The organism is Prescottella equi (assembly GCF_002094305.1).
Taxonomy (GTDB): Bacteria; Actinomycetota; Actinomycetes; order Mycobacteriales; family Mycobacteriaceae; genus Prescottella; species Prescottella equi.
On sequence record NZ_LWTX01000008.1, the window covers coordinates 76,796 to 94,932 of the forward strand.

Below are 18,137 nucleotides of genomic sequence, written 5' to 3' on the forward strand. Positions count from 1 at the left end.
GCCGACGCGATGCCCCGCCGCCGGTTAGCGTGGACGGGTGAGCCGAACGATCACCGGAGATGTCAGCAAGGACACCCGCCTGTGCATGTCGCTGTCGGGCAGGCCGAGCAACATCGGCACCCGCTTCCACAACTATCTGTACGACGAGCTCGGCCTCGACTTCGTCTACAAGGCCTTCACCACCACCGATCTCCCGGCCGCGATCGCCGGGATCCGCGCGCTCGGCATCCGCGGATGCGGGGTGTCGATGCCGTTCAAGGAGGCGTGCATCGAGCATGTCGACGTGGTGCACCCGTCGGCGTCGGCGATCGACTCGGTGAACACGATCGTCAACGAGGACGGCGAACTGCACGCCTACAACACCGACTACCAGGCCGTCGCCGACCTGCTGCACCGCGCCGAGCTGCGATCGGAGCTCACGGTCGCCGTCGCCGGTAGCGGCGGCATGGCCAAGGCCGTGGTGGCCGCGCTGCGCGATACCGGGTTCCGCACCGTCACGGTCGTCGCACGCAACGCCGAGACCGGACCGGCCCTGGCCCGCACGTACGGCTTCGAGTGGCTTCCCGAGCTCGGGGCCGCCCATCCGCAGTTGCTCGTCAACGCCACCCCGGTCGGGATGGCCGGCGGCGCCGAATCCGACGCACTGCCGTTTCCGGAGGACGCGGTCCACGCCGCGGAGGCGGTCTTCGACGTCGTCGCGATGCCCGCCGAGACTCCGATGGTCCGGCTCGCGACGGCGGCCGGCAAGACCGTGATCACCGGCGCGGAAGTGATCGCGCTGCAGGCGGCGGAGCAGTTCACGCTGTACACCGGGGTGCGCCCGACCGATGAGCAGATCCGCCGCGCGTCGGAGTTCTCGAGGGCCCCCTCGAAGGCCTAGGAGTTCCCGATGGCCGGCCTGCCGCCGCACGACCCGGACGAACCGCAGAGCACGCGCCTCGCCCGCAACTTCAGCGAGCTGCTGCAGGAGTTGCGCGTGCAACAGGCCGGGGTGCAGATCCTGTTCGCGTTCCTGCTGGCGATCGTGTTCACCGAGGTCTACCAGGAACAGTCCGACTACGTCCGCACCCTGCATCTGGCCACGGTGCTGTGCGCCGCCATGTCGTCGGCACTGCTGATCGCCCCGGCGGTGTGGCATCGGATCCTGTTCCGGCACCGTCGGCGCGAGGACATCCTGCGTCAGGCCAACCGCTGCGCGCTGGCCGGCTCGGTCTTCCTGGCCGCGACCATGGTCGGCACCGTGCTGATCGTCGCGGAGGTCGCGGTCGGTGGCTGGGTCGCCAAGCTCATCGGTGCGTGCACCGCACTGGTCTTCGGCACCCTGTGGTTCGCCGTGCCCGCCCTGTTGCGGCGTGACGACGAGCTGCGCTGACCGAATCGCAGGCGCTATCGTCGGTTTCATGGCAGCCCCCGACGAGCCCGAACCGCGGGCCGAGGCGTTTCCGGCACTGTGGCCGGTGCCGACGCGGTGGGCCGACGACGACCACTACGGGCACGTCGACGCCGTCTCCTACTACTCGTATTTCGATACCGCGATCAACGGATGGCTGATGGCGAGTACCGGCCTCGACGTCCGACGGCTACCCGCGATCGGGATCGTGACGGAGGCCTCGTGCCGGTTCGTGCGTGAGCTGTCGTTCCCCGATCAGTTGCACGTGGGCCTGTCCGTCGAGCGCATCGAGGTCTCCGACATCGTGTACGCCTTGGCGGTCTTCCGGGAGGACGCGGAGGGATTCCTGGAACTGTCCGCCACCGGACGATTCGTGCACGTCTACGTCGATCCCGACACCCGGCAGCCTGCGCCGATTCCACCCGAAATTCGCAGCGCCGCAATGTTGCTGATGTTCGAGGTGGACTGACGCCCGGTCAGTTCAACCCCACCGCGTCCGCCGTCGCGACCGCGCGCCTGACCACGTCGTCGATGAGTTCCGCTGTGGGGCCGCCCCGTTCGGTCCGGTTGCGCGGATCGTCGAGAGTCCGGCGCAACACACCCTCCGCGATGATCGCGAGCTTCCACAGCGCGAGCACATGCCAGAAGCCGACAGCCGAGACGTCGCGTTTGGTCTCGTGCACGTACACCTCGACCAGTTCGTCGCGGGTCGGGAAGCCGTCGAGCGTCGACGCCATGAACGGCCCCCGCACACCGTCACCGCGCTCCGGCCAGTACGCCAGCAGCCCTCCGAGGTCGGCGAGCGGGTCGCCCAGCGTGCACAGTTCCCAATCGAGGATCGCCACGACCCGGCCCTCTTCGGGGGACGTGATGACGTTGCTCAGGTGGAAATCGCCGTGCACCAGAGTGGTCTCGGTCTGCTCGGGGACGTTGCGGGCGAGGCGCGCCGCCAGGTCCTCGATCGCGGGCAGATCGTGGGTCCTGGACTGTTCCCACTGGGCCGACCACCGCTTGAGCTGCCGCTCGGCGTAGGGCTTGTGACTGGCCAGGCCCTCGAGACCCGCGCTCTCGAGATCCACCCGGTGAATGCTCGCGAGCGCCTTCGGCAGCGAGAGCCCGATGGCGCGTCGGCGCTCGGGGTCGAGGCGCTCGGCTACCGATTCGTCGTCGATCACGATCCCGTCGACGTAGCTCATCAGCACCAGAGGCACATCGGTAATCGCCGGATCATCGGTCAAACCAAGCATTTTCGGCACGGGGACACCGGTTCCCTGCAGCGCGGCCAGTATGCGGTACTCGCGGCCGACGTCGTGCGCGGACGCCAGCAACTGCCCGAGCGGCGGCCGTCGCAGCACCCAGTGGCCGCCCCCCGAATCGCGCACTGCGAAGGTGAGATTCGACTGCCCGCTACCGATGCGCTCGAACGACAGCGGCGCGAGTGCGCCCACACCGAGGCCGGTGATCCAGCTCGCGACGGCGTCCTCGTCGAGGCCGACAACACTCATTGCGCACCACTCCCCTCCGGTGTCCCGCACTCTGTATCCGCTGTTCGGATCGATCGATTCGTCATCCCGGTCATTTCCGTCGAATCCCGCACCCCCGGTCGACGCCCGTCCGACGATGCTAGTCGCCGGGCTGCCCCCGCGCGGGTGTTTGCGATCCACGACCGTGCGCGGCGCGCGCGAGCAGCGGCGCCGTGCGTGGCCCGACCAGTTCGCGCATCACGAGCGCCATGTTGGTGCGCTCCACGCCGGGAATCTTGAGGATCTGCCCGGCCAACCGGTAGAGGTCGTCGGCGTCGGTCGCCACCACCTTGACCGACAGGTCGGTCAGCCCCGTCATGCCGTAGACCTCGACCACCTCGGGGATGTCGGCGAGCGCGTCCACCACCGCGTCGAGCTGGTGTTGGTCGACCCGCGTCGACACGAATGCCGCCAGTGGGTAGCCCAGCGCCCGGGGATCGACGAGCTGGTCGAAACCACCGAGCGCCCCCGACCCCTCCCAGCGGGACAGCCGCGCCTGCACGGTGTTCCGCGACAGCCCGAGCCGTTGCGCGAGTTCCACGCCCGTGGCCCGGGGGTTGCGCGACAGCTCGAGCAGCAGACGGGCGTCGGTGGCGTCGAGAGTGGTCATCTTTCGCAGTGTGCCACCGTTTCGCCCCCCGAAACCGTGCATCGTGCTGAATCGTTGCGACTTCGCTTGCGCAGATCGCCGAACGGTGGATGCTGTGAGGTAGAGCACACCCATCCGGACATCCGCTCACGAGGCGGACCCGGATCGATGCGACGAGGTGACCGACGATGGCCGACAGAATCGCCTTCCCGGTGCAGCTGGTCCAACCCGACGGACAGCGCGTGCACCGGCCCGACTACGCCGCGCTGGTATCCGACGTCGAGCCCGAGCAGCTGCGCGCCCTGTACGAGGACCTCGTAGTGTCGCGGCGGATCGACACCGAGGCCACCGCGTTGCAGCGGCAGGGCCAACTGGGCATCTGGGCGCCGCTGCTCGGCCAGGAGGCCGCCCAGGTGGGGTCGGCACGCGCGCTGGAGCGCGACGACTACATCTTCACGAGCTACCGCGAGCACGCCGTCGCGTACTGCCGGGGCGTCGACCCGGAATTGATGACCCGGATGTGGCGGGGGTGCGCGCACTCCGGCTGGGATCCGGCGACGGTGAACATGACCAATCCCGCGATCGTGGTCGGCGCGCAGGGTCTGCACGCGACCGGGTACGCGCTGGGGGCGCACCTGGACGGCGCCGAGATCGCCACCGTCGTGTACTTCGGGGACGGCGCGACCAGTCAGGGCGATCTGTCCGAGGCACTGGGCTTCGCGGCGAGCCTCGCGGCCCCGGTGGTGTTCTTCTGCCAGAACAACCAGTGGGCCATCAGCGAACCCGTCCATTTGCAGAGCCCCACCCCGATCGCGGCGCGCGCCGCCGGATACGGCATGCCCGCGGTCCAGGTCGACGGCAACGACGTGCTCGCGGTGCTGTCGGTCACCCGCGAGGCAGCCCGCCGCGCGCGGGACGGCGGCGGACCGTCGTTCGTCGAGGCCGTCACGTACCGGATGGGTCCGCACACCACGTCCGACGACCCGACCCGCTACCGCACCGCCGCGGAGTCGGAGCTGTGGCGGGCCCGTGACCCGATCGACCGGATGCGGCGCCTCCTCGAGCGCGAGGGCCTGTTCGACGCCGAGTTCGACGCCCGAGTGCAGGGACGGGCGGACGACGTCGCCGCCCGGCTGCGGGCCGGCGCGCTGGAGGCGCCCGATCCCGGACCGGACGAGTTGTTCGAGCACGTGTACGCCGCCGAGCATCCGCTGATCGACGAGGAGCGCGCCGCCTACCGGGCCTACCTCGACACCCTGACCACCGGCGAGGAGGCAGCGTCATGACCGTCACCACGAGCGCGACACCGAGGACCACGCTGACGCTGGGCGCCGCACTCAACGCCGGGCTGCGCCGGGCACTCGAGGACGACCCCAAGGTGGTGCTGATGGGCGAGGACATCGGCAAGCTCGGCGGCGTCTTCCGCATCACCGACGCACTGCAGAAGGACTTCGGCCCGGCGCGCGTCATGGACACCCCACTCGCCGAATCCGGGATCGTGGGAACGGCTTTCGGGTTGGCGCTGCGCGGATACCGGCCCGTCTGCGAGATCCAGTTCGACGGCTTCGTCTACCCGGCGTTCGACCAGATCGTCTCGCAGGTCGCCAAGATCCACTACCGCACCCGCGGACACGTGAAGGCGCCGTTGACGATTCGCATCCCGTACGGCGGCGGGATCGGTGCCGTCGAGCATCATTCGGAGTCCCCCGAGGCGTACTTCGCGCACACGGCGGGGCTTCGCGTCGTCTGCCCCGCCACCCCGGCCGACGCGTTCGCGATGATCCGGCAGTCGATCGCGCTCGACGACCCCGTCATGTTCCTCGAACCCAAACGGCGCTACTGGGACCGCGGCGCCGTGGACCTCGACGACCCGCCGGATCTGCCGCTGCACCGCGCGCGGATCGCCCGGCCCGGCACCGATGTCACGGTCGTCGCGTACGGCTCGATGGTGCCGACCGCGTTGCAGGCCGCCGCGATCGCCGCCGACGAGGGCACCTCGCTCGAGGTGGTCGATCTGCGCTCGCTGACGCCGATCGACTTCGAGGCCGTCGAGGAGTCGGTGCAGCGGACCGGGCGGCTCGTCGTCGTGCACGAGGCTCCCGTCTTCGTGGGCCTCGGCGCGGAGATCGCCGCGCGGGTGTCCGAGCGGTGCTTCTACCGGCTCGAGGCGCCGGTGCGGCGGGTCGGCGGCTTCGACATCCCGTACCCGCCGGCGAAGCTCGAGCATCACCACGTGCCCGACGCCGACCGCATCCTCGCCACCGTCGACGAGGTGCTCGCATGAGCCGCCTCGAGGAGTTCCGGCTGCCCGACCTCGGCGAGGGCCTCACCGAGGCGGAACTGGTGTCGTGGGCCGTCGCGGTCGGAGACACCGTCGCACTCAACGCGACCATCGGGGAGGTCGAGACAGCGAAGGCATCGGTGGAACTTCCGTCGCCGTTCGCCGGGGTGGTGCGAGAGTTGCTCGTGCAGCCCGGGACCACGGTGCCGGTCGGGACACCCATCATCCGCGTCGAGACGGCCGGCGACGAGGACGAGGTTCCCCCGGCTCCCCGCCGGGACGCGGTGCTGGTCGGCTACGGACCGTCGGCGCCCACCGTCAGCAGACGCCGACGTCCGCAGCCGCACGTGTCCCGGCCACCGGCAGTTCGGTCGGGCGCCGTCCACGCCCGCCGCGACGCCCAGGACGCCCGCGAGACGCGGACGCCGATCCGCGGGGTGCGACGCGAGACGGCGGCGGCCATGGTCGCCAGCGCCGCCGCCGCACCGCACGTCACCGAGTTCCTCACCGTCGACGTCACCGAGTCGGTGCGGCTGCTCGAGCGACTGCGCACAGCGGCCGCGTTCGACGGCCTGCACGTGACCCCGCTGACGCTGGTCGCCAAGGCCCTGCTGCTGACGCTGCGGGCGCATCCGTCGCTGAACTCGGCGTGGGACGAGGCCGCGCAGGAGATCGTCACCAAGCACTACGTGAACCTCGGCATCGCGACCGCCACCGAGCGAGGCCTGATGGTGCCGAACGTCAAGGACGCGGACCGGCTGCCCCTGTCCGAGCTGTGCCAGGCGATCCGCGCACTCACCGACACTGCGCGGGCCGGACGGGCGACGCCGTCCGACCTCACCGGCGGAACGATCACGATCACCAACGTCGGCGTCTACGGCATCGACACCGGCACCCCGATCCTCAACCCGGGTGAGGCCGCGATCCTCGCGCTCGGCGCGATCACGAGGCGGCCGTGGGTGGTGGGCGACGACATCGTCGCGCGGGACGTCACGACACTCGGCCTCACCGTCGATCACCGCCTCGTCGACGGCGAACAGGCGTCGCGGTTCCTCGTGGACCTCGGGGCGACGCTCCACGACCCGGTCACCTGCCTCCTCGCCCTGCTCTGAACTCGCTCCCCTCACCCGCCCCTCGCTCGCTCCTCACCCGCTCCGCTCGCGAGCTGAAGGGTCCCTTCAGCAGCTGTCAGCGCACGAAGGGTCCCTTCAGCTGCGCGCGGGATTCGGTACAAAGGGGAACGTGGACACCCCGACCCCGCGCCCGCGCCACCTGACCGCCGCCCGCGCCGCGATCTTCGGGGTGTTCGGCATCAACGGCTTCCTGCTCGCGATGTGGGTGGTCCACATTCCCGCGATCGAGGACCGGACGAACATCGCCCACTCGACGCTCGGGTCGCTGCTTCTGCTGCTCGCGCTCGGCGCGATCGCCGGGATGCAGTTGGCGGGGCCGCTCGCCGACCGATACGGCAGCCGACTGCTGGTCGTACTGAGCGGGATCCTGCTGTCGATCGCGGTGATCGGACCGGGGCTCGCGTCCACGGCGTGGCAGCTGGGTCTGGCGCTGGTGGTGTTCGGGTTCGGCAACGGCGCCCTGGACGTGTCGATGAACTCGCAGGCCGTCCTCACCGAACGCGAGTACGGCCGCCCGATCATGTCCGCGTTCCACGGCATGTTCTCGATCGGGGGCGTCGTCGGATCGCTCATCGGCGCGGTCACCATCGGGGCCGGCTGGTCACCGGCCGTCACGCTGGCCGCGTCGTCGGTGCTGGGTTTCGCCGCTGTGGCGCTGTGCACCGCCCGGTTGCTTCCGCCGTCGGCGCATCCGCAGCCCGAACCTCACGGGCAACGCCGGCGCGGGCGGTACTCGCCACGGGTGCTCGCGCTGGGCGCGGTGGCGTTCGCGTTGATGCTCGCAGAGGGCGTCGCCAACGACTGGTCCACCCTGCAGGTCAAGGAGCACCTGGACGTCCCGGCGTCGGTGGCCGCGCTTACGTTCGGCGCGTTCTCGCTGACGATGACGGTGGGGCGGTTCACCGCGGACCGGGTCAGCTCGGCGCTCGGTCCGGTCGCCGTGGTCCGGTACGGGACGCTGATCGCGGCGGCCGGGATGGCAACGGTCGTGGTGTCGCCGTGGCTGCCGACGACGCTGCTCGGCTGGGCCCTGTTCGGGCTCGGGTTGTCGGGGTGCGTGCCGCAGATCTTCACCGCGGCCGGAAACCTCGGGGCCGGGGCTGCGGGGGCGAACATGTCCCGCGTCGTGGGCATGGGGTACATCGGCTTCCTCGCCGGGCCGGCGACCATCGGCTGGCTCACCCACCTGGTGCCGCTCACGGTCGCGATGGTGGTGCCGCTGGTGTGCGTCCTGGTCGCGGCCCGCTTCGCCGGCATCGTGGACCGGCCCGCGACCCGCGCCGTCGCGGTCGGCTGAAACGGCGGAAGGGTCCCTTCACCCGCTGGGAGCGAGTGAAGGGACCCTTCAGCTGACGGGCGGAGGGGGACGCGTCCGCCAGTTGCCGTCTTCGTCTTCCGTGATGCGCCGAGGCCTACAGGGCCTTGAGCTCCTCGGTGACCTCGGAAACCATCTTCTTGGCGTCACCGAACAGCATCGAGGTGCCGTCTGCGGTGAACAGCGGGTTGTCGATGCCGGCGTAGCCCGACGACATCGAGCGCTTGAGCACGATGACCGACTTGGACTGGTCGACGTTGAGGATCGGCATGCCGTAGATCGGCGAGCTCGAGTCGTTGCGTGCGGCCGGGTTGGTGACGTCGTTGGCGCCGATGACGACGGTGACATCGGTGCGCGCGAACTCGCCGTTGATGTCGTCCATCTCCTTCATCGCGTCGTACGCGACGTCGGCCTCGGCGAGCAGGACGTTCATGTGACCGGGCATGCGGCCGGCGACCGGGTGGATCGCGTACTTGACCTCGACGCCACGCTCCTCGAGCAGGGCCGCCATCTCCTTGACCGCGTGCTGGGCCTGCGCGACGGCGAGACCGTAGCCGGGGACGACGATGACCTGGTTGGCGTACGCCATCTGGATCGCCGCATCCGACGCGGACGTGGCCTTGACGGTGCCGCCGGATGCCGCGCCGCCGGGGCCGCCGGCGTCACCGCCACCGAACGAGCCGAAGATGATCGCGGGGATCGAGCGGTTCATGGCCTTGGCCATGAGGTTGGTGAGGATCGAGCCGGACGCGCCGACGATCATGCCGGCGACGATCATCGCCTGGTTGTTGAGCGCGAGACCCGCGGCCGCGGCCGACAGACCGGTGAGCGCGTTGAGCAGCGAGATGACGACGGGCATGTCGGCGCCGCCGATCGGCAGGACGACGAACAGACCCATGACGCCGGCGGCGACGAGCAGGCCGACGATCCACAGCGCGGACGTCGGATCGTTGGCCGGGTCGGCCTGGATGCCGATGTAGATCGCGATGCCGACCGAGACGACCGCGAGGATCATGTTCGCCAGCTGGAACGCCTTCGCCGAGGCGACGACCTTCTTCTCGAAGTTCTTGTTGAACAGCTCCTGCAGCTTCGCGAACGCGACCAGCGAGCCCCAGAACGAGACCGAACCGATGATGGCGGCGAACAGCGAGCCGACGATGAACGGCACCGACGGCACCGTCTCGACGGTGGTGAAGCCGTCGGAGTTGAGGAACTCGGCCCACGCGATGAGCGCAACCGTGCCACCGCCGACGCCGTTGAACAGCGCGACGAGCTGCGGCATCGCCGTCATCTTCGTGCGCAGTGCCGGCGGGACGCCGAGGACGATACCGACGAGCAGACCACCGATGATCAGGCCCCAGTGGTCGGTGTCGCGGATGTCGATGAGGACCGCGACGACCGCGATCAGCATGCCGACGGCAGCGATGTAGTTGCCGCGCACCGCGGTCTTCGGGCCTGTCAGGCCCGACAGACCGTAGATGAACATCGCGAACGCGACGATGTACAGGATGGAGACGAGGTAGCTCATCAGGCGTCAGCCCCCTTCTTCACGGCAGGCGCGTCCTTCTTCGGCTTGAACATCGCGAGCATGCGGTCGGTGACGACGAAGCCGCCGACGACGTTCAGGGTGCCGAACACCAGCGCGACGAAGAGGATGATCTTGATCGACCACGGGGCGTCGGACGGCAGGTGGCCGAGAACGACCAGCGCGCCGAGCACGACGATGCCGTGGATGGCGTTGGTGCCCGACATCAGCGGCGTGTGCAGCGTGTTCGGCACCTTCGAGATGACAGCGAAGCCCACGAACCCGGCCAGGACCAGGATCGCGATGTTCGCCAGAAGTTCGGTGTACATCTAGGGGGTCTCCTTCGATCCGGTCACGCACGCACCGGCGAGGATCTCGTCCGAGAAGTCGGGTGCCAGCGCACCGTTCTCGTCGAGCATCAGCTCGATCAGGGCCGCAACGTTCTTCGAGTACAGCTCCGAGGCATGCTCGGGCATCGTCGCCGGGAGGTTCAGCGGCGAGCAGATCGTGACACCGTGCTTGACGGCCGTCCGGCCGGGCTCGGTGAGCTCGCAGTTGCCACCGGTCTCGCCGGCGAGGTCGACGATGACGCTGCCGGGCTTCATGCCCTCGACGGCAGCGGCGGTCACCAGGCGCGGCGCGGGGCGGCCCGGCACCAGCGCGGTGGTGATGACGACGTCGAAGCCCTTGATGGCATCCTCGAGCGCCTGCTGCTGCTGTGCCCGCTCGGCGTCGGTCAGCTCACGGGCGTAGCCGCCTTCGCCGGCGGCGTCGATGCCGAGGTCGAGCCACTGTGCACCGACCGAGCGGACCTGGTCGGCCACCTCGGGACGCACGTCGTAACCTGTGGTGCGGCCGCCGAGACGCTTGGCCGTGGCCAGCGCCTGCAGACCCGCGACACCCACGCCGAGGACCAGGACGGTCGCGGGCTTCACGGTGCCGGCCGCGGTGGTCAGCATCGGGAAGAAGCGGGTGGACTCGGACGCCGCGACGAGGACGGCCTTGTAGCCGGCGACGTTCGCCTGCGACGACAGCGCGTCCATCACCTGGGCGCGGGAGATGCGCGGGATCGCCTCGACGGCGAACGCGCTCACACCGGCCGCGGACAGCGCACCGATCTGGTTCTCGGCGTTGCGCGGGGCGAGGAAGCCGATCAGCGTCTGCCCGGAGCGGAGCTTGCCGACCTCTTCGTCCGACGGCGGTGCGACCTTGACGACGACGTCGGAGGTCCACGCGTCACCGATGGTGGCGCCGGCCTCCTTGTACAGCTCGTCGGGAATCAGGGCACCCAGTCCGGCACCGGGCTCGACGACGACGTCGACTCCCTTGGCGGCCAGTGACGCCACAACCTTGGGCACCAGTGCCACCCGTCGTTCGCCGTCGCTCGTCTCCCGAACGACACCGACCGATGGGCGCACCTGTGCCGCGCTCTTCGATGTATCCAATGTTTCGACTTCCTGCGGTAGATGGTGTGCCTGCCGCGACGGGCGGCAACTATCGAGCGATCGACGGACGATGACCCGACCGATGCAAGTGGTCCACGATGGTAAGCAGAACTACCGTGAGCAAGGGGCACGCGCAAGTCGGCCGGAGTGTCTGAATCGAGTCCGAACAGAGGTATACCACTGTAAGAGACACTTTTTGTGATACAGCTCACCATTTCACACGGACGTAACGTCGCGTCCGGGTAGGCCCAAGAAACGGAGGTTCGGAGATGCCCACTCGGGCCGTCGACATCGAACGCGTGTACGACCATCCGGCCGCGGAACCGAGTTTCCGAGTCTTCGTCGACCGGCTGTGGCCGCGCGGGTTGCGCAAGGATTCGTTCCATTACGACGACTGGGCGAAGGACCTCGCGCCGTCGACCGATCTGCGGCGGTGGTACAGCCACGACATAGCAGAGTTCGGCGAGTTTCGCTCCCGCTATCTCACGGAGCTGGAATCCGCGGAGGGACGCAGCGCCGTCGAGCGCGTGCTGACCCTCGCGGGGGACCGTCCCCTCGTTCTGCTCACCGCCACCAAGGACCTCGACCACAGTCACGCCGCCGTCCTGCAGGAGCACTTCCGGGAGCTGTGACCCCGCGCCGATCCCTACGCCGGGACGTACCGCGCGCGCAGGGTGTGCTTGACGAGTTTCCCGGTGGGGGTGCGCGGTAGGTCATCGACGAAGTCGATCGATCGGGGCGCCTTGTAGTGCGCGACGCGCTCGCGGACGTAGTCGAGCAGTTCGCGTTCGATGTCTGCGTTCCCGGTCACACCGTCCACCAGTTGGACGACCGCCTTGACCTCCTCCCCCATCTCGTCGTGTGGCACGCCGATGACCGCGACGTCGTACACCTTCGGATGCAGGGTGAGGACGTTCTCGGATTCCTGCGGATAGATGTTGACCCCGCCGGAGATGATGGTGAACGCCGCGCGGTCGGTGAGATACAGGAAGCGGTCGTCGTCGAGGTAGCCGATGTCGCCGCTCGTGGTCCACGTCGGATGGTCGGGGTGCTGCGCGGACGCCGTCTTGACGGGATCGTTGTGGTACTCGAACGGGACCTGGTCGCGCTCCCAGTACACAGTGCCGATCTCCCCCGTCGGCAGTTCGTGCCCCGCCTCGTCGCAGATGTGCACGATGCCGAGGACCCCGTCGCGGCCCACCGACCCGGGACGCGCCAACGCCTGGGCGCTGTCGATGAAGGTCGCGCCGGCCCCCTCGGTCGACGCGTAGTACTCGTGGATCACCGGGCCCCACCAGTCGATCATCGCGCGCTTGACCTCGACCGGGCACGGGGCCGCGGCGTGGATCGCGACACGCATGCTGGACACGTCGTAGCGGTCGCGAATCTCGCTGGGCAGCTTGAGCATCCGCACGAACATCGTGGGCACCCACTGGCTGTGCGTGACACGGTGCCGCTCGATCAGCGCGAGCGCCTCGGCTGCGTCGAACCGGTCCATCACGATCACGGTCCCGCCGACGGAGTTGATCGTGCCGCAGAAGCGCAGTGGCGCAGCGTGATACAGCGGTGCCGGGCACAGGTAGACGGTGTCGGCGTCGAAGCCGTACATCGGCGCGAACACCGCGGTGTAGGGGTCGACGGTCTCGTGTACCTGCCCCTCGGGCAGCTGCGGTTTGATCCCTTTGGGCCGGCCGGTGGTGCCCGACGAATACAGCATGTCCTGCCCGCGCGGCTGGGATTCCAGCGGTTCGTCCGACTGCTGCGCGAGCACCGCTTCGTAGTCGTCGTAGCCGTCGACCGCTCCCCCGAACACCAATCGGCAGCGCACCTTCGGGAGCTCGGTCGGATCTGCCGGGAGGGCCGCGGCCGCGTCCACCGAGACGACCAGTGCCGACGCCTCGCAGTCGTCGACGACGTACGCCGCCTCGGCCGGGGTGAGATGCCAGTTGACGGCGGTGATGTAAAGCCCGGATCGCAGCGCCGCCCAGTACACCTCGAGCACCCGCAGGTCGTTGCCTGCGACCACCGCGAGGTGATCGCCCGGCCGCATCCCGATCGCGCGCAGGTACCTGGCCAGCCGCAGTGACCGCTCGTCGAGCTGCCGGTAGGTGAGCTGCTCGCCCGTGGCGGGGCGGATGACCGCCGGCTTGTCGGGCGTGCCGGCGACGAAGGTTCCCGGAAACACGGCGGCTCCTCATGTGAACGGTGATTCGCACGATCGGTCTGCGTCGATGGTCCACCTTCGGCTGCATCTCCGGAGCGGTTTCGCCCGAATCGTTCGAAAAGCCGACCCGGTCCGACGTTTGCGTGTCGAGTCGTCGCCTCGGCCGTCGATCGGTCCTAGAGTGGCAGGGTGGCCACGGACAGGGGTACCGACGCCGAGCCGATCACCTCGGTCGACTTCCATTTCGACCCGATGTGCCCGTTCGCGTTCCACGCGTCGCGCTGGATCCGGCACGTACGCGCCGAGACCGGCATCGACATCGCGTGGCGCTTCTTCAGCCTCGAGGAGATCAACCGCCGCGACGACCAGAAGCACCCGTGGGAGCGCGAGTGGTCGTACGGGTGGTCTCTGATGCGGGTCGGTGCGCTGCTGCGCCGCGAGAGCATGGATCTGCTGGACCGGTGGTACTTCGCGACCGGTCACCTGCTGCACGTCGACGGCGGCAAACCGCACGACCCGACGGTAGCCCGCGGCCTGCTCGAACGCCTGGGCCTCGATCCGGCGCTACTCGACGCCGCTCTCGCCGATCCCACCACGCACGACGACGTCCGCGCGGATCACGACCGGGTGGTGGCGGCGGGTGGATTCGGGGTGCCGACGCTGTTCGTCCTGGGCACCGCGTTCTTCGGCCCGGTGCTGATCGATCCGCCCTCGGGCGAGGCCGCGGTGCGGCTCTGGAACACCGTCACCGAGCTGCTCGAATTCCCGCACGTCTACGAGATCCAGCGGATCAAGGGCGCGTCGGACGCCGCGGACATCGGACGCGCGCTGGAGCCGTACGTGCGGGGCCGCGACTGGCAGAGTGTCGATCGAGGTGGGGTCGTCGACCTCCCCGCGGCGGAAACGGAGAGTGACAGATGAGCGAGTTCCCCCAGGGCATCCTGGTCGACGCACTGTCCGAGCAGTGGGCGGTGCTCGACGACGTGCTTTCCACCGTGCAGGGCGACGCCTGGCTGACCCCGACCGCGCTGCCCGGGTGGACGGTGCGCGACGTCGTCTCGCACATCATCGGGACGGAGTCGATGCTGTCCGGCCTCGAACCGCCGTCGACGGCGATCGACGTGCACGGACTGGCCCACGTGCGCAACGAGATCGGCGCGCTCAACGAACGCTGGGTGGAGGGGCTGCGCGCCCACACCGGGCCGCAGATCCTCGCGATGTTCCGGGAGATCACCTCCAGCCGGCTGGAGGTGCTCGGCGACATGACGCAGGACGATTTCGACGCGGCCGCCGTCACCCCGGCCGGACCGGCCACGTACGGCCGCTTCATGCGAATCCGGCTGTTCGACTGCTGGATTCACGAGCACGACATCCGCGATGCGCTGGGCGGTCCCGCCGGGGACGAGGGCGGCTCGCGCGGCAACCTGGCGTTCCAGGAGATCGCCGGTGCACTCGGCTTCGTCGTCGGCAAGCTGGGCCACGCCCCGGAGGGCGCCCGGGTGACGTTCGAGCTGTCCGGACCGCTGGCCCGCACGCTGCACGTGGAGGTCGACGGACGCGCCGCGGTGGTGCCGGAGCTGTCCGGGCCGGCGACGTCGGGGATCGCGATGGATTCGCGCCTGTTCACGCGGTTGGCGACCGGTCGCACGACAGCGGCCGAGCACGTACCGGAGTTCGAACTGGGCGGCGACACCGAGGTGGGTCGCCGGATCGTCGACCACCTGGCCTTCACGATCTGACCCGTGCGCCTGTTCCTGTCGTCGTATCGTTTCGGCGCCCACGTGGACCGGTTCGTCGAGCTCGTGGGCGGGCCGGGACCGATCGCGGTGATCGCGAACGCCGCGGACGCGTGGCCGGCCCGGGCGCGGGAGTCGGCTCTGGTGAGCGACGTCGTCCCGCTCCGCAGGCTCGGGTTCACCCCGACCGAGGTGGATCTGCGCCACTACGTCGGCGCCCCGGAGCGGCTGGCGGACACGCTGTCGGGATTCGGGGCGGTGTGGGTGCGCGGCGGCAACACGTTCGTGCTGCGCGCACAGTTGGCGCGCAGCGGCGGCGACGCGGTACTCGCCGCCCTGGTCCGCGACGGACGGCTGGCCTATGCGGGGTACAGCGCCGGGGCGTGCATCATGTCGCCGTCACTGGTCGGGATCGACAGTGCCGACGATCCGGGTGAGGTGGCGCCCGTGTGCGGCGTCGAACCACGGTGGGACGGGCTGGGTTTCGTCGACTTCTCGATCGTGCCGCACTGCGCGGCCGCCGCCGACGGGTCCGTGGATACGGCGAACCCCGGCAGCGAGGCGGCCCGAATGGTCGAGGCCTGCCGTGCTGCCGGGGTTCGGTATCGAATGTTGACCGACGATCAGGCGATCGTCGTGGACGCCGGCGCCACCGCGGCACTGTAGCCACCGACGGCAACCAGCTCGCGACGCTCGGCGGGCGACTCGATGCGGTCCAGAGCGGCCCACGTCATCTCGCACCGCTTGACGGTCATCTCGTCGGCCTCGGAGAGCAGGGTGTCGAGGAGCGACTTGGGATCGTGACGCCAACCGGCATCGACGCGCGCAACCTGCGCGTTGGTGAACAGACCCGATCCCGCGACGGCACCGACCCAGTCGCGGACGTCACCGCGGTGGATGCGCTCGAGCGAGTCCAGGTCGACACCGCCGTCCATGAATTCGTACGCGAACATGGCCGCGATGTAGTTCTCGATGCAGTTCGACGAAGCGCTCACGACTCCGCGCCCCTTTCTCCCCGACGGCCCGATCTCGCACAGTCGGACATCACGATCCGGGCGACGAGAATGTAGATGTTGTGTCATCGCGTAACGCTTCGATAGCGCCGGGCGATTGAGATCGACGCTAACGTGACGAATGACCGAGGCGTTACGGTTTGATCATCACGATTAGGTAACGAAACCTGCCGTTCACCTGCAGTTACATTCGCACGAAACTCGACACAAAGAATTCGGGCGGGGTCCGGTCGTAGCACCCCGAAAAGGCGCTTTGTCCTGGTAGTCTGCGCAGCCCTAGGACGGCACCGCCGGCGGCGTGAGGGCCGCCGACGATGCCGCCGGAAATGGATGCGTCAGCGCGCCGAGTGCGGCGCCCCGATTCCCGGATCGATCTGCACGGGCCCGTCGGCGGACGGCGCGACCGGGAAATCGAATATCGCGGTCGGCAGATAGACCGTGGCGCACGAATTCGGGATGTCGACCACGCCCGACAACCGGCCCTCGATGGGCGCGGCACCGAGGAGCAGATACGCCTGTTCCGGGCTGTAGCCGAACTTCGTGAGGTAGTCGATCGCGTGCAGGCACGCCCGCTGGTACGCCAGCTGCGAGTCCAGGTAGCGCTGTTCGCCGTCGAGGGTCACCGACGTCCCCGAGAAGGCGAGCCACTCGGAGTACTGCGGGTCGGTGTTGCCGGGCATGAAGATCGCGTTCTCCGAGACGCCGTACGTCTCCATGCCGCCCTTGATGATGTCGACACGCAGATCGATGAAGCCGCCCATCTCGATGGCGCCGCAGAACGTGATCTCGCCGTCGCCCTGCGAGAAGTGCAGGTCACCCACCGACAGGTTCGCGCCGTCGACGAACACCGGATAGAAGACGCGGCTGCCCTTGGTGAGGTTCTTGATGTCCTGGTTGCCGCCGTTCTCGCGGGGCGGCGCGGTGCGGGCGGCCTCGGCCGCGACACGGTCGAAGTCGGCGCCCGAGAGGGAGCCGAGGATCGCGTCCCGCGGTTCCGGGGGCAGCGCGAGCGGCGGCACCCGGTCGGGGTCGGTCGCGATCAGCGCGGCCTCGCGGGTGTTCCACTTGCCCAGCAGCGCGTGGGACGGGGCGGTGCCCATCAGGCCGGGGTGCACGATGCCGGTGAACTTCACGTGCGGCACGTGCCGCGACGTCGCCGTCTGCCCGGCGAAGTCCCACACCGCCTTGTACGCGTCGGGGAACTGGTCGGTGAGGAACCCGCCGCCGTTGTCGCGCGGGAAGATGCCGGTGTAGCCCCAGCCCTGGCCGGCGAGCGGCCCCGAATCCTCCTGCGGAATGGGTCCGAGATCGAGGATGTCGACGACCAGCAGGTCACCGGGCTTCGCACCCTCCACCGCGAACGGCCCCGACAGGGTGTGGACGGTGGTGAGCGGCGCGTTCAGGATGTCGTCGGCCGAGTCGTCGTTGTGGATCGCGCCGTCGAACCATTCGCGGCAGTGCACCCGGAACGAGTCGCCCGGTTTCACGGTCACGGCCGCCGGAATGTCGGGGTGCCACCGGTTGTGGCCGATCTTCTCCTGCTCGGTGAACTTCTTGTTCGAATCCAGCGGAAACAGCAATTCGGGCATCGAGCCTCCTAGCGCGGACGGGCGGATTTCTCAGGGGCGGGGCAACTTTCGGTGGAGCGGATTGGTGGTGACCTTCTGCGGGGTGCGCCGAGCGCCCGGAGCCGGCCCGGAGACCACGGTCGGCTCGCTCGCGGAGCGGGCGGTCGCGTCGAGCAACCGCATCGACGCCGACCCGCCCCGGCCGAGCCGGGTGGCGGTGATCTGCCGGCGCCCGTCCGACGCGCAGTGCGGGCAGTCGGAGCTGTCGGGGACGTCCGCCATCGGGAAGTGCCGGTCGAACGGACCGCACTGGGCGCACCGGAATTGGTAGAGAGGAATGACCGCGTCCTTTCGCCGGGGCAAGGATCGAAGTGCCCCGAACGTTAACGGACCGGCGGCACTCCCGCGCGGGATCCGAGTTGTCCCAGGTGTCCGGACCCGGAAGCGTCCAATCC

General features: G+C 69.2%; 20 protein-coding genes. 11 read left to right on the forward strand and 9 right to left on the reverse strand.

From position 1 onward, the window contains the following. The first annotated feature begins 37 nt into the window (after positions 1–37). Genes A6I89_RS18660 through A6I89_RS18670 form a run of 3 tightly spaced genes read left to right on the forward strand, consistent with a single transcriptional unit; the run spans position 38 to position 1,859 of the window. Positions 38–880 (forward strand): shikimate 5-dehydrogenase, encoded by an 843-nt coding sequence (locus A6I89_RS18660; protein ID WP_022595092.1) that lies wholly within the window; start codon positions 38–40, stop codon positions 878–880. Positions 881–889: 9 nt separating this feature from the next. Then, positions 890–1,372 carry a DUF6328 family protein gene (locus tag A6I89_RS18665; RefSeq protein WP_005514086.1) on the forward strand — a complete coding sequence of 161 codons (483 nt, stop codon included), beginning with the start codon at positions 890–892 and terminating at the stop codon, positions 1,370–1,372. A gap of 28 nt (positions 1,373–1,400) precedes the next feature. Then, positions 1,401–1,859 (forward strand): acyl-CoA thioesterase, encoded by a 459-nt coding sequence (locus A6I89_RS18670; protein WP_005514089.1) that lies wholly within the window; start codon positions 1,401–1,403, stop codon positions 1,857–1,859. A gap of 7 nt (positions 1,860–1,866) precedes the next feature. On the opposite strand, the gene A6I89_RS18675 is transcribed toward A6I89_RS18670, so the two are convergent. Both A6I89_RS18675 and A6I89_RS18680 read right to left on the reverse strand, forming a co-directional pair. Continuing rightward, positions 1,867–2,895: a phosphotransferase family protein gene (locus A6I89_RS18675; RefSeq protein ID WP_005514090.1), complete on the reverse strand. Its 1,029-nt coding sequence runs from the start codon at positions 2,893–2,895 to the stop codon at positions 1,867–1,869. 118 nt (positions 2,896–3,013) lie between these two features. Beyond that, positions 3,014–3,523, reverse strand: coding sequence for an Lrp/AsnC family transcriptional regulator (locus tag A6I89_RS18680; RefSeq protein ID WP_044990797.1), 510 nt, complete (start codon positions 3,521–3,523; stop codon positions 3,014–3,016). Positions 3,524–3,690: 167 nt separating this feature from the next. Here A6I89_RS18680 and pdhA point away from each other — a divergent pair, with 167 nt between their 5' ends. From pdhA to A6I89_RS18700, 4 genes are all read left to right on the forward strand, one after another. Further along, positions 3,691–4,788 (forward strand): pyruvate dehydrogenase (acetyl-transferring) E1 component subunit alpha, encoded by a 1,098-nt coding sequence (pdhA, locus tag A6I89_RS18685; RefSeq protein WP_022595090.1) that lies wholly within the window; start codon positions 3,691–3,693, stop codon positions 4,786–4,788. Beyond that, positions 4,785–5,786, forward strand: a complete 1,002-nt coding sequence (locus A6I89_RS18690; RefSeq protein WP_022595088.1) for an alpha-ketoacid dehydrogenase subunit beta — start codon at positions 4,785–4,787, stop codon at positions 5,784–5,786. The genes pdhA and A6I89_RS18690 overlap by 4 nt, the downstream gene beginning before the upstream one ends. Continuing rightward, the gene (locus tag A6I89_RS18695) at positions 5,783–6,895 is read left to right on the forward strand and encodes a dihydrolipoamide acetyltransferase family protein (protein WP_022595086.1); all 1,113 of its coding nucleotides are present in this window, start codon (positions 5,783–5,785) and stop codon (positions 6,893–6,895) included. Before A6I89_RS18690 ends, A6I89_RS18695 begins: the two co-directional genes overlap by 4 nt. 130 nt (positions 6,896–7,025) lie before the next feature. Beyond that, complete coding sequence (locus tag A6I89_RS18700) at positions 7,026–8,213, forward strand: MFS transporter (protein ID WP_022595084.1); 1,188 nt, start codon at positions 7,026–7,028, stop codon at positions 8,211–8,213. A gap of 115 nt (positions 8,214–8,328) precedes the next feature. Here A6I89_RS18700 and A6I89_RS18705 read toward each other — a convergent pair whose 3' ends face one another. The 3 genes from A6I89_RS18705 to A6I89_RS18715 are packed head-to-tail and all read right to left on the reverse strand — an operon-like array spanning position 8,329 to position 11,201. Further along, positions 8,329–9,759 carry an NAD(P)(+) transhydrogenase (Re/Si-specific) subunit beta gene (locus tag A6I89_RS18705; RefSeq protein WP_005514100.1) on the reverse strand — a complete coding sequence of 477 codons (1,431 nt, stop codon included), beginning with the start codon at positions 9,757–9,759 and terminating at the stop codon, positions 8,329–8,331. Beyond that, positions 9,759–10,085 carry an NAD(P) transhydrogenase subunit alpha part 2 gene (locus tag A6I89_RS18710; RefSeq protein WP_005514102.1) on the reverse strand — a complete coding sequence of 109 codons (327 nt, stop codon included), beginning with the start codon at positions 10,083–10,085 and terminating at the stop codon, positions 9,759–9,761. Before A6I89_RS18710 ends, A6I89_RS18705 begins: the two co-directional genes overlap by 1 nt. After that, the gene (locus A6I89_RS18715) at positions 10,086–11,201 is read right to left on the reverse strand and encodes a Re/Si-specific NAD(P)(+) transhydrogenase subunit alpha (RefSeq protein ID WP_037084388.1); all 1,116 of its coding nucleotides are present in this window, start codon (positions 11,199–11,201) and stop codon (positions 10,086–10,088) included. 269 nt (positions 11,202–11,470) lie between these two features. On the opposite strand from A6I89_RS18715, the gene A6I89_RS18720 reads away from it, so the two are divergent. Continuing rightward, complete coding sequence (locus A6I89_RS18720; protein WP_005514105.1) at positions 11,471–11,833, forward strand: DUF488 domain-containing protein; 363 nt, start codon at positions 11,471–11,473, stop codon at positions 11,831–11,833. A 14-nt stretch (positions 11,834–11,847) separates the two neighbouring features. Here the strand turns inward: A6I89_RS18720 and A6I89_RS18725 are convergent, their stop codons facing one another. Next, the gene (locus A6I89_RS18725) at positions 11,848–13,386 is read right to left on the reverse strand and encodes an AMP-binding protein (RefSeq protein ID WP_022595083.1); all 1,539 of its coding nucleotides are present in this window, start codon (positions 13,384–13,386) and stop codon (positions 11,848–11,850) included. A 201-nt stretch (positions 13,387–13,587) separates the two neighbouring features. On the opposite strand from A6I89_RS18725, the gene A6I89_RS18730 reads away from it, so the two are divergent. Genes A6I89_RS18730 through A6I89_RS18740 form a run of 3 tightly spaced genes read left to right on the forward strand, consistent with a single transcriptional unit; the run spans position 13,588 to position 15,767 of the window. After that, positions 13,588–14,286 (forward strand): mycothiol-dependent nitroreductase Rv2466c family protein, encoded by a 699-nt coding sequence (locus A6I89_RS18730; RefSeq protein WP_232244930.1) that lies wholly within the window; start codon positions 13,588–13,590, stop codon positions 14,284–14,286. Then, positions 14,283–15,104 carry a maleylpyruvate isomerase family mycothiol-dependent enzyme gene (locus A6I89_RS18735; protein WP_022595080.1) on the forward strand — a complete coding sequence of 274 codons (822 nt, stop codon included), beginning with the start codon at positions 14,283–14,285 and terminating at the stop codon, positions 15,102–15,104. Before A6I89_RS18730 ends, A6I89_RS18735 begins: the two co-directional genes overlap by 4 nt. Before the next feature lie 3 nt (positions 15,105–15,107). Beyond that, positions 15,108–15,767 (forward strand): Type 1 glutamine amidotransferase-like domain-containing protein, encoded by a 660-nt coding sequence (locus tag A6I89_RS18740; RefSeq protein ID WP_013415586.1) that lies wholly within the window; start codon positions 15,108–15,110, stop codon positions 15,765–15,767. Here A6I89_RS18740 and A6I89_RS24430 read toward each other — a convergent pair. From A6I89_RS24430 to A6I89_RS18755, 3 genes are all read right to left on the reverse strand, one after another. Then, positions 15,725–16,096 carry a hypothetical protein gene (locus A6I89_RS24430; RefSeq protein ID WP_005514112.1) on the reverse strand — a complete coding sequence of 124 codons (372 nt, stop codon included), beginning with the start codon at positions 16,094–16,096 and terminating at the stop codon, positions 15,725–15,727. The genes A6I89_RS18740 and A6I89_RS24430 overlap by 43 nt on opposite strands. Positions 16,097–16,449: 353 nt before the next feature. Beyond that, a complete protein-coding gene (gene fmdA, locus A6I89_RS18750; protein ID WP_022595078.1) occupies positions 16,450–17,703 on the reverse strand; it encodes a formamidase in 1,254 nt (417 codons plus the stop codon). A gap of 30 nt (positions 17,704–17,733) precedes the next feature. Continuing rightward, positions 17,734–18,045 (reverse strand): FmdB family zinc ribbon protein, encoded by a 312-nt coding sequence (locus A6I89_RS18755; RefSeq protein ID WP_022595076.1) that lies wholly within the window; start codon positions 18,043–18,045, stop codon positions 17,734–17,736. Positions 18,046–18,137: the final 92 nt, after the last annotated feature.

Bases quoted from the DNA above. Each gene is read 5' to 3' on its own strand.
- A6I89_RS18665 (WP_005514086.1), top strand. From the start codon at position 890: ATGGCCGGCCTGCCGCCGCACGACCCGGACGAACCGCAGAGCACGCGC.
- A6I89_RS18670 (WP_005514089.1), top strand. From the start codon at position 1,401: ATGGCAGCCCCCGACGAGCCCGAACCGCGGGCCGAGGCGTTTCCGGCA.
- A6I89_RS18675 (WP_005514090.1), bottom strand. From the start codon at position 2,895: ATGAGTGTTGTCGGCCTCGACGAGGACGCCGTCGCGAGCTGGATCACC.
- A6I89_RS18680 (WP_044990797.1), bottom strand. From the start codon at position 3,523: ATGACCACTCTCGACGCCACCGACGCCCGTCTGCTGCTCGAGCTGTCG.
- pdhA (WP_022595090.1), top strand. From the start codon at position 3,691: ATGGCCGACAGAATCGCCTTCCCGGTGCAGCTGGTCCAACCCGACGGA.
- A6I89_RS18690 (WP_022595088.1), top strand. From the start codon at position 4,785: ATGACCGTCACCACGAGCGCGACACCGAGGACCACGCTGACGCTGGGC.
- A6I89_RS18695 (WP_022595086.1), top strand. From the start codon at position 5,783: ATGAGCCGCCTCGAGGAGTTCCGGCTGCCCGACCTCGGCGAGGGCCTC.
- A6I89_RS18705 (WP_005514100.1), bottom strand. From the start codon at position 9,759: ATGAGCTACCTCGTCTCCATCCTGTACATCGTCGCGTTCGCGATGTTC.
- A6I89_RS18710 (WP_005514102.1), bottom strand. From the start codon at position 10,085: ATGTACACCGAACTTCTGGCGAACATCGCGATCCTGGTCCTGGCCGGG.
- A6I89_RS18720 (WP_005514105.1), top strand. From the start codon at position 11,471: ATGCCCACTCGGGCCGTCGACATCGAACGCGTGTACGACCATCCGGCC.
- A6I89_RS18735 (WP_022595080.1), top strand. From the start codon at position 14,283: ATGAGCGAGTTCCCCCAGGGCATCCTGGTCGACGCACTGTCCGAGCAG.
- fmdA (WP_022595078.1), bottom strand. From the start codon at position 17,703: ATGCCCGAATTGCTGTTTCCGCTGGATTCGAACAAGAAGTTCACCGAG.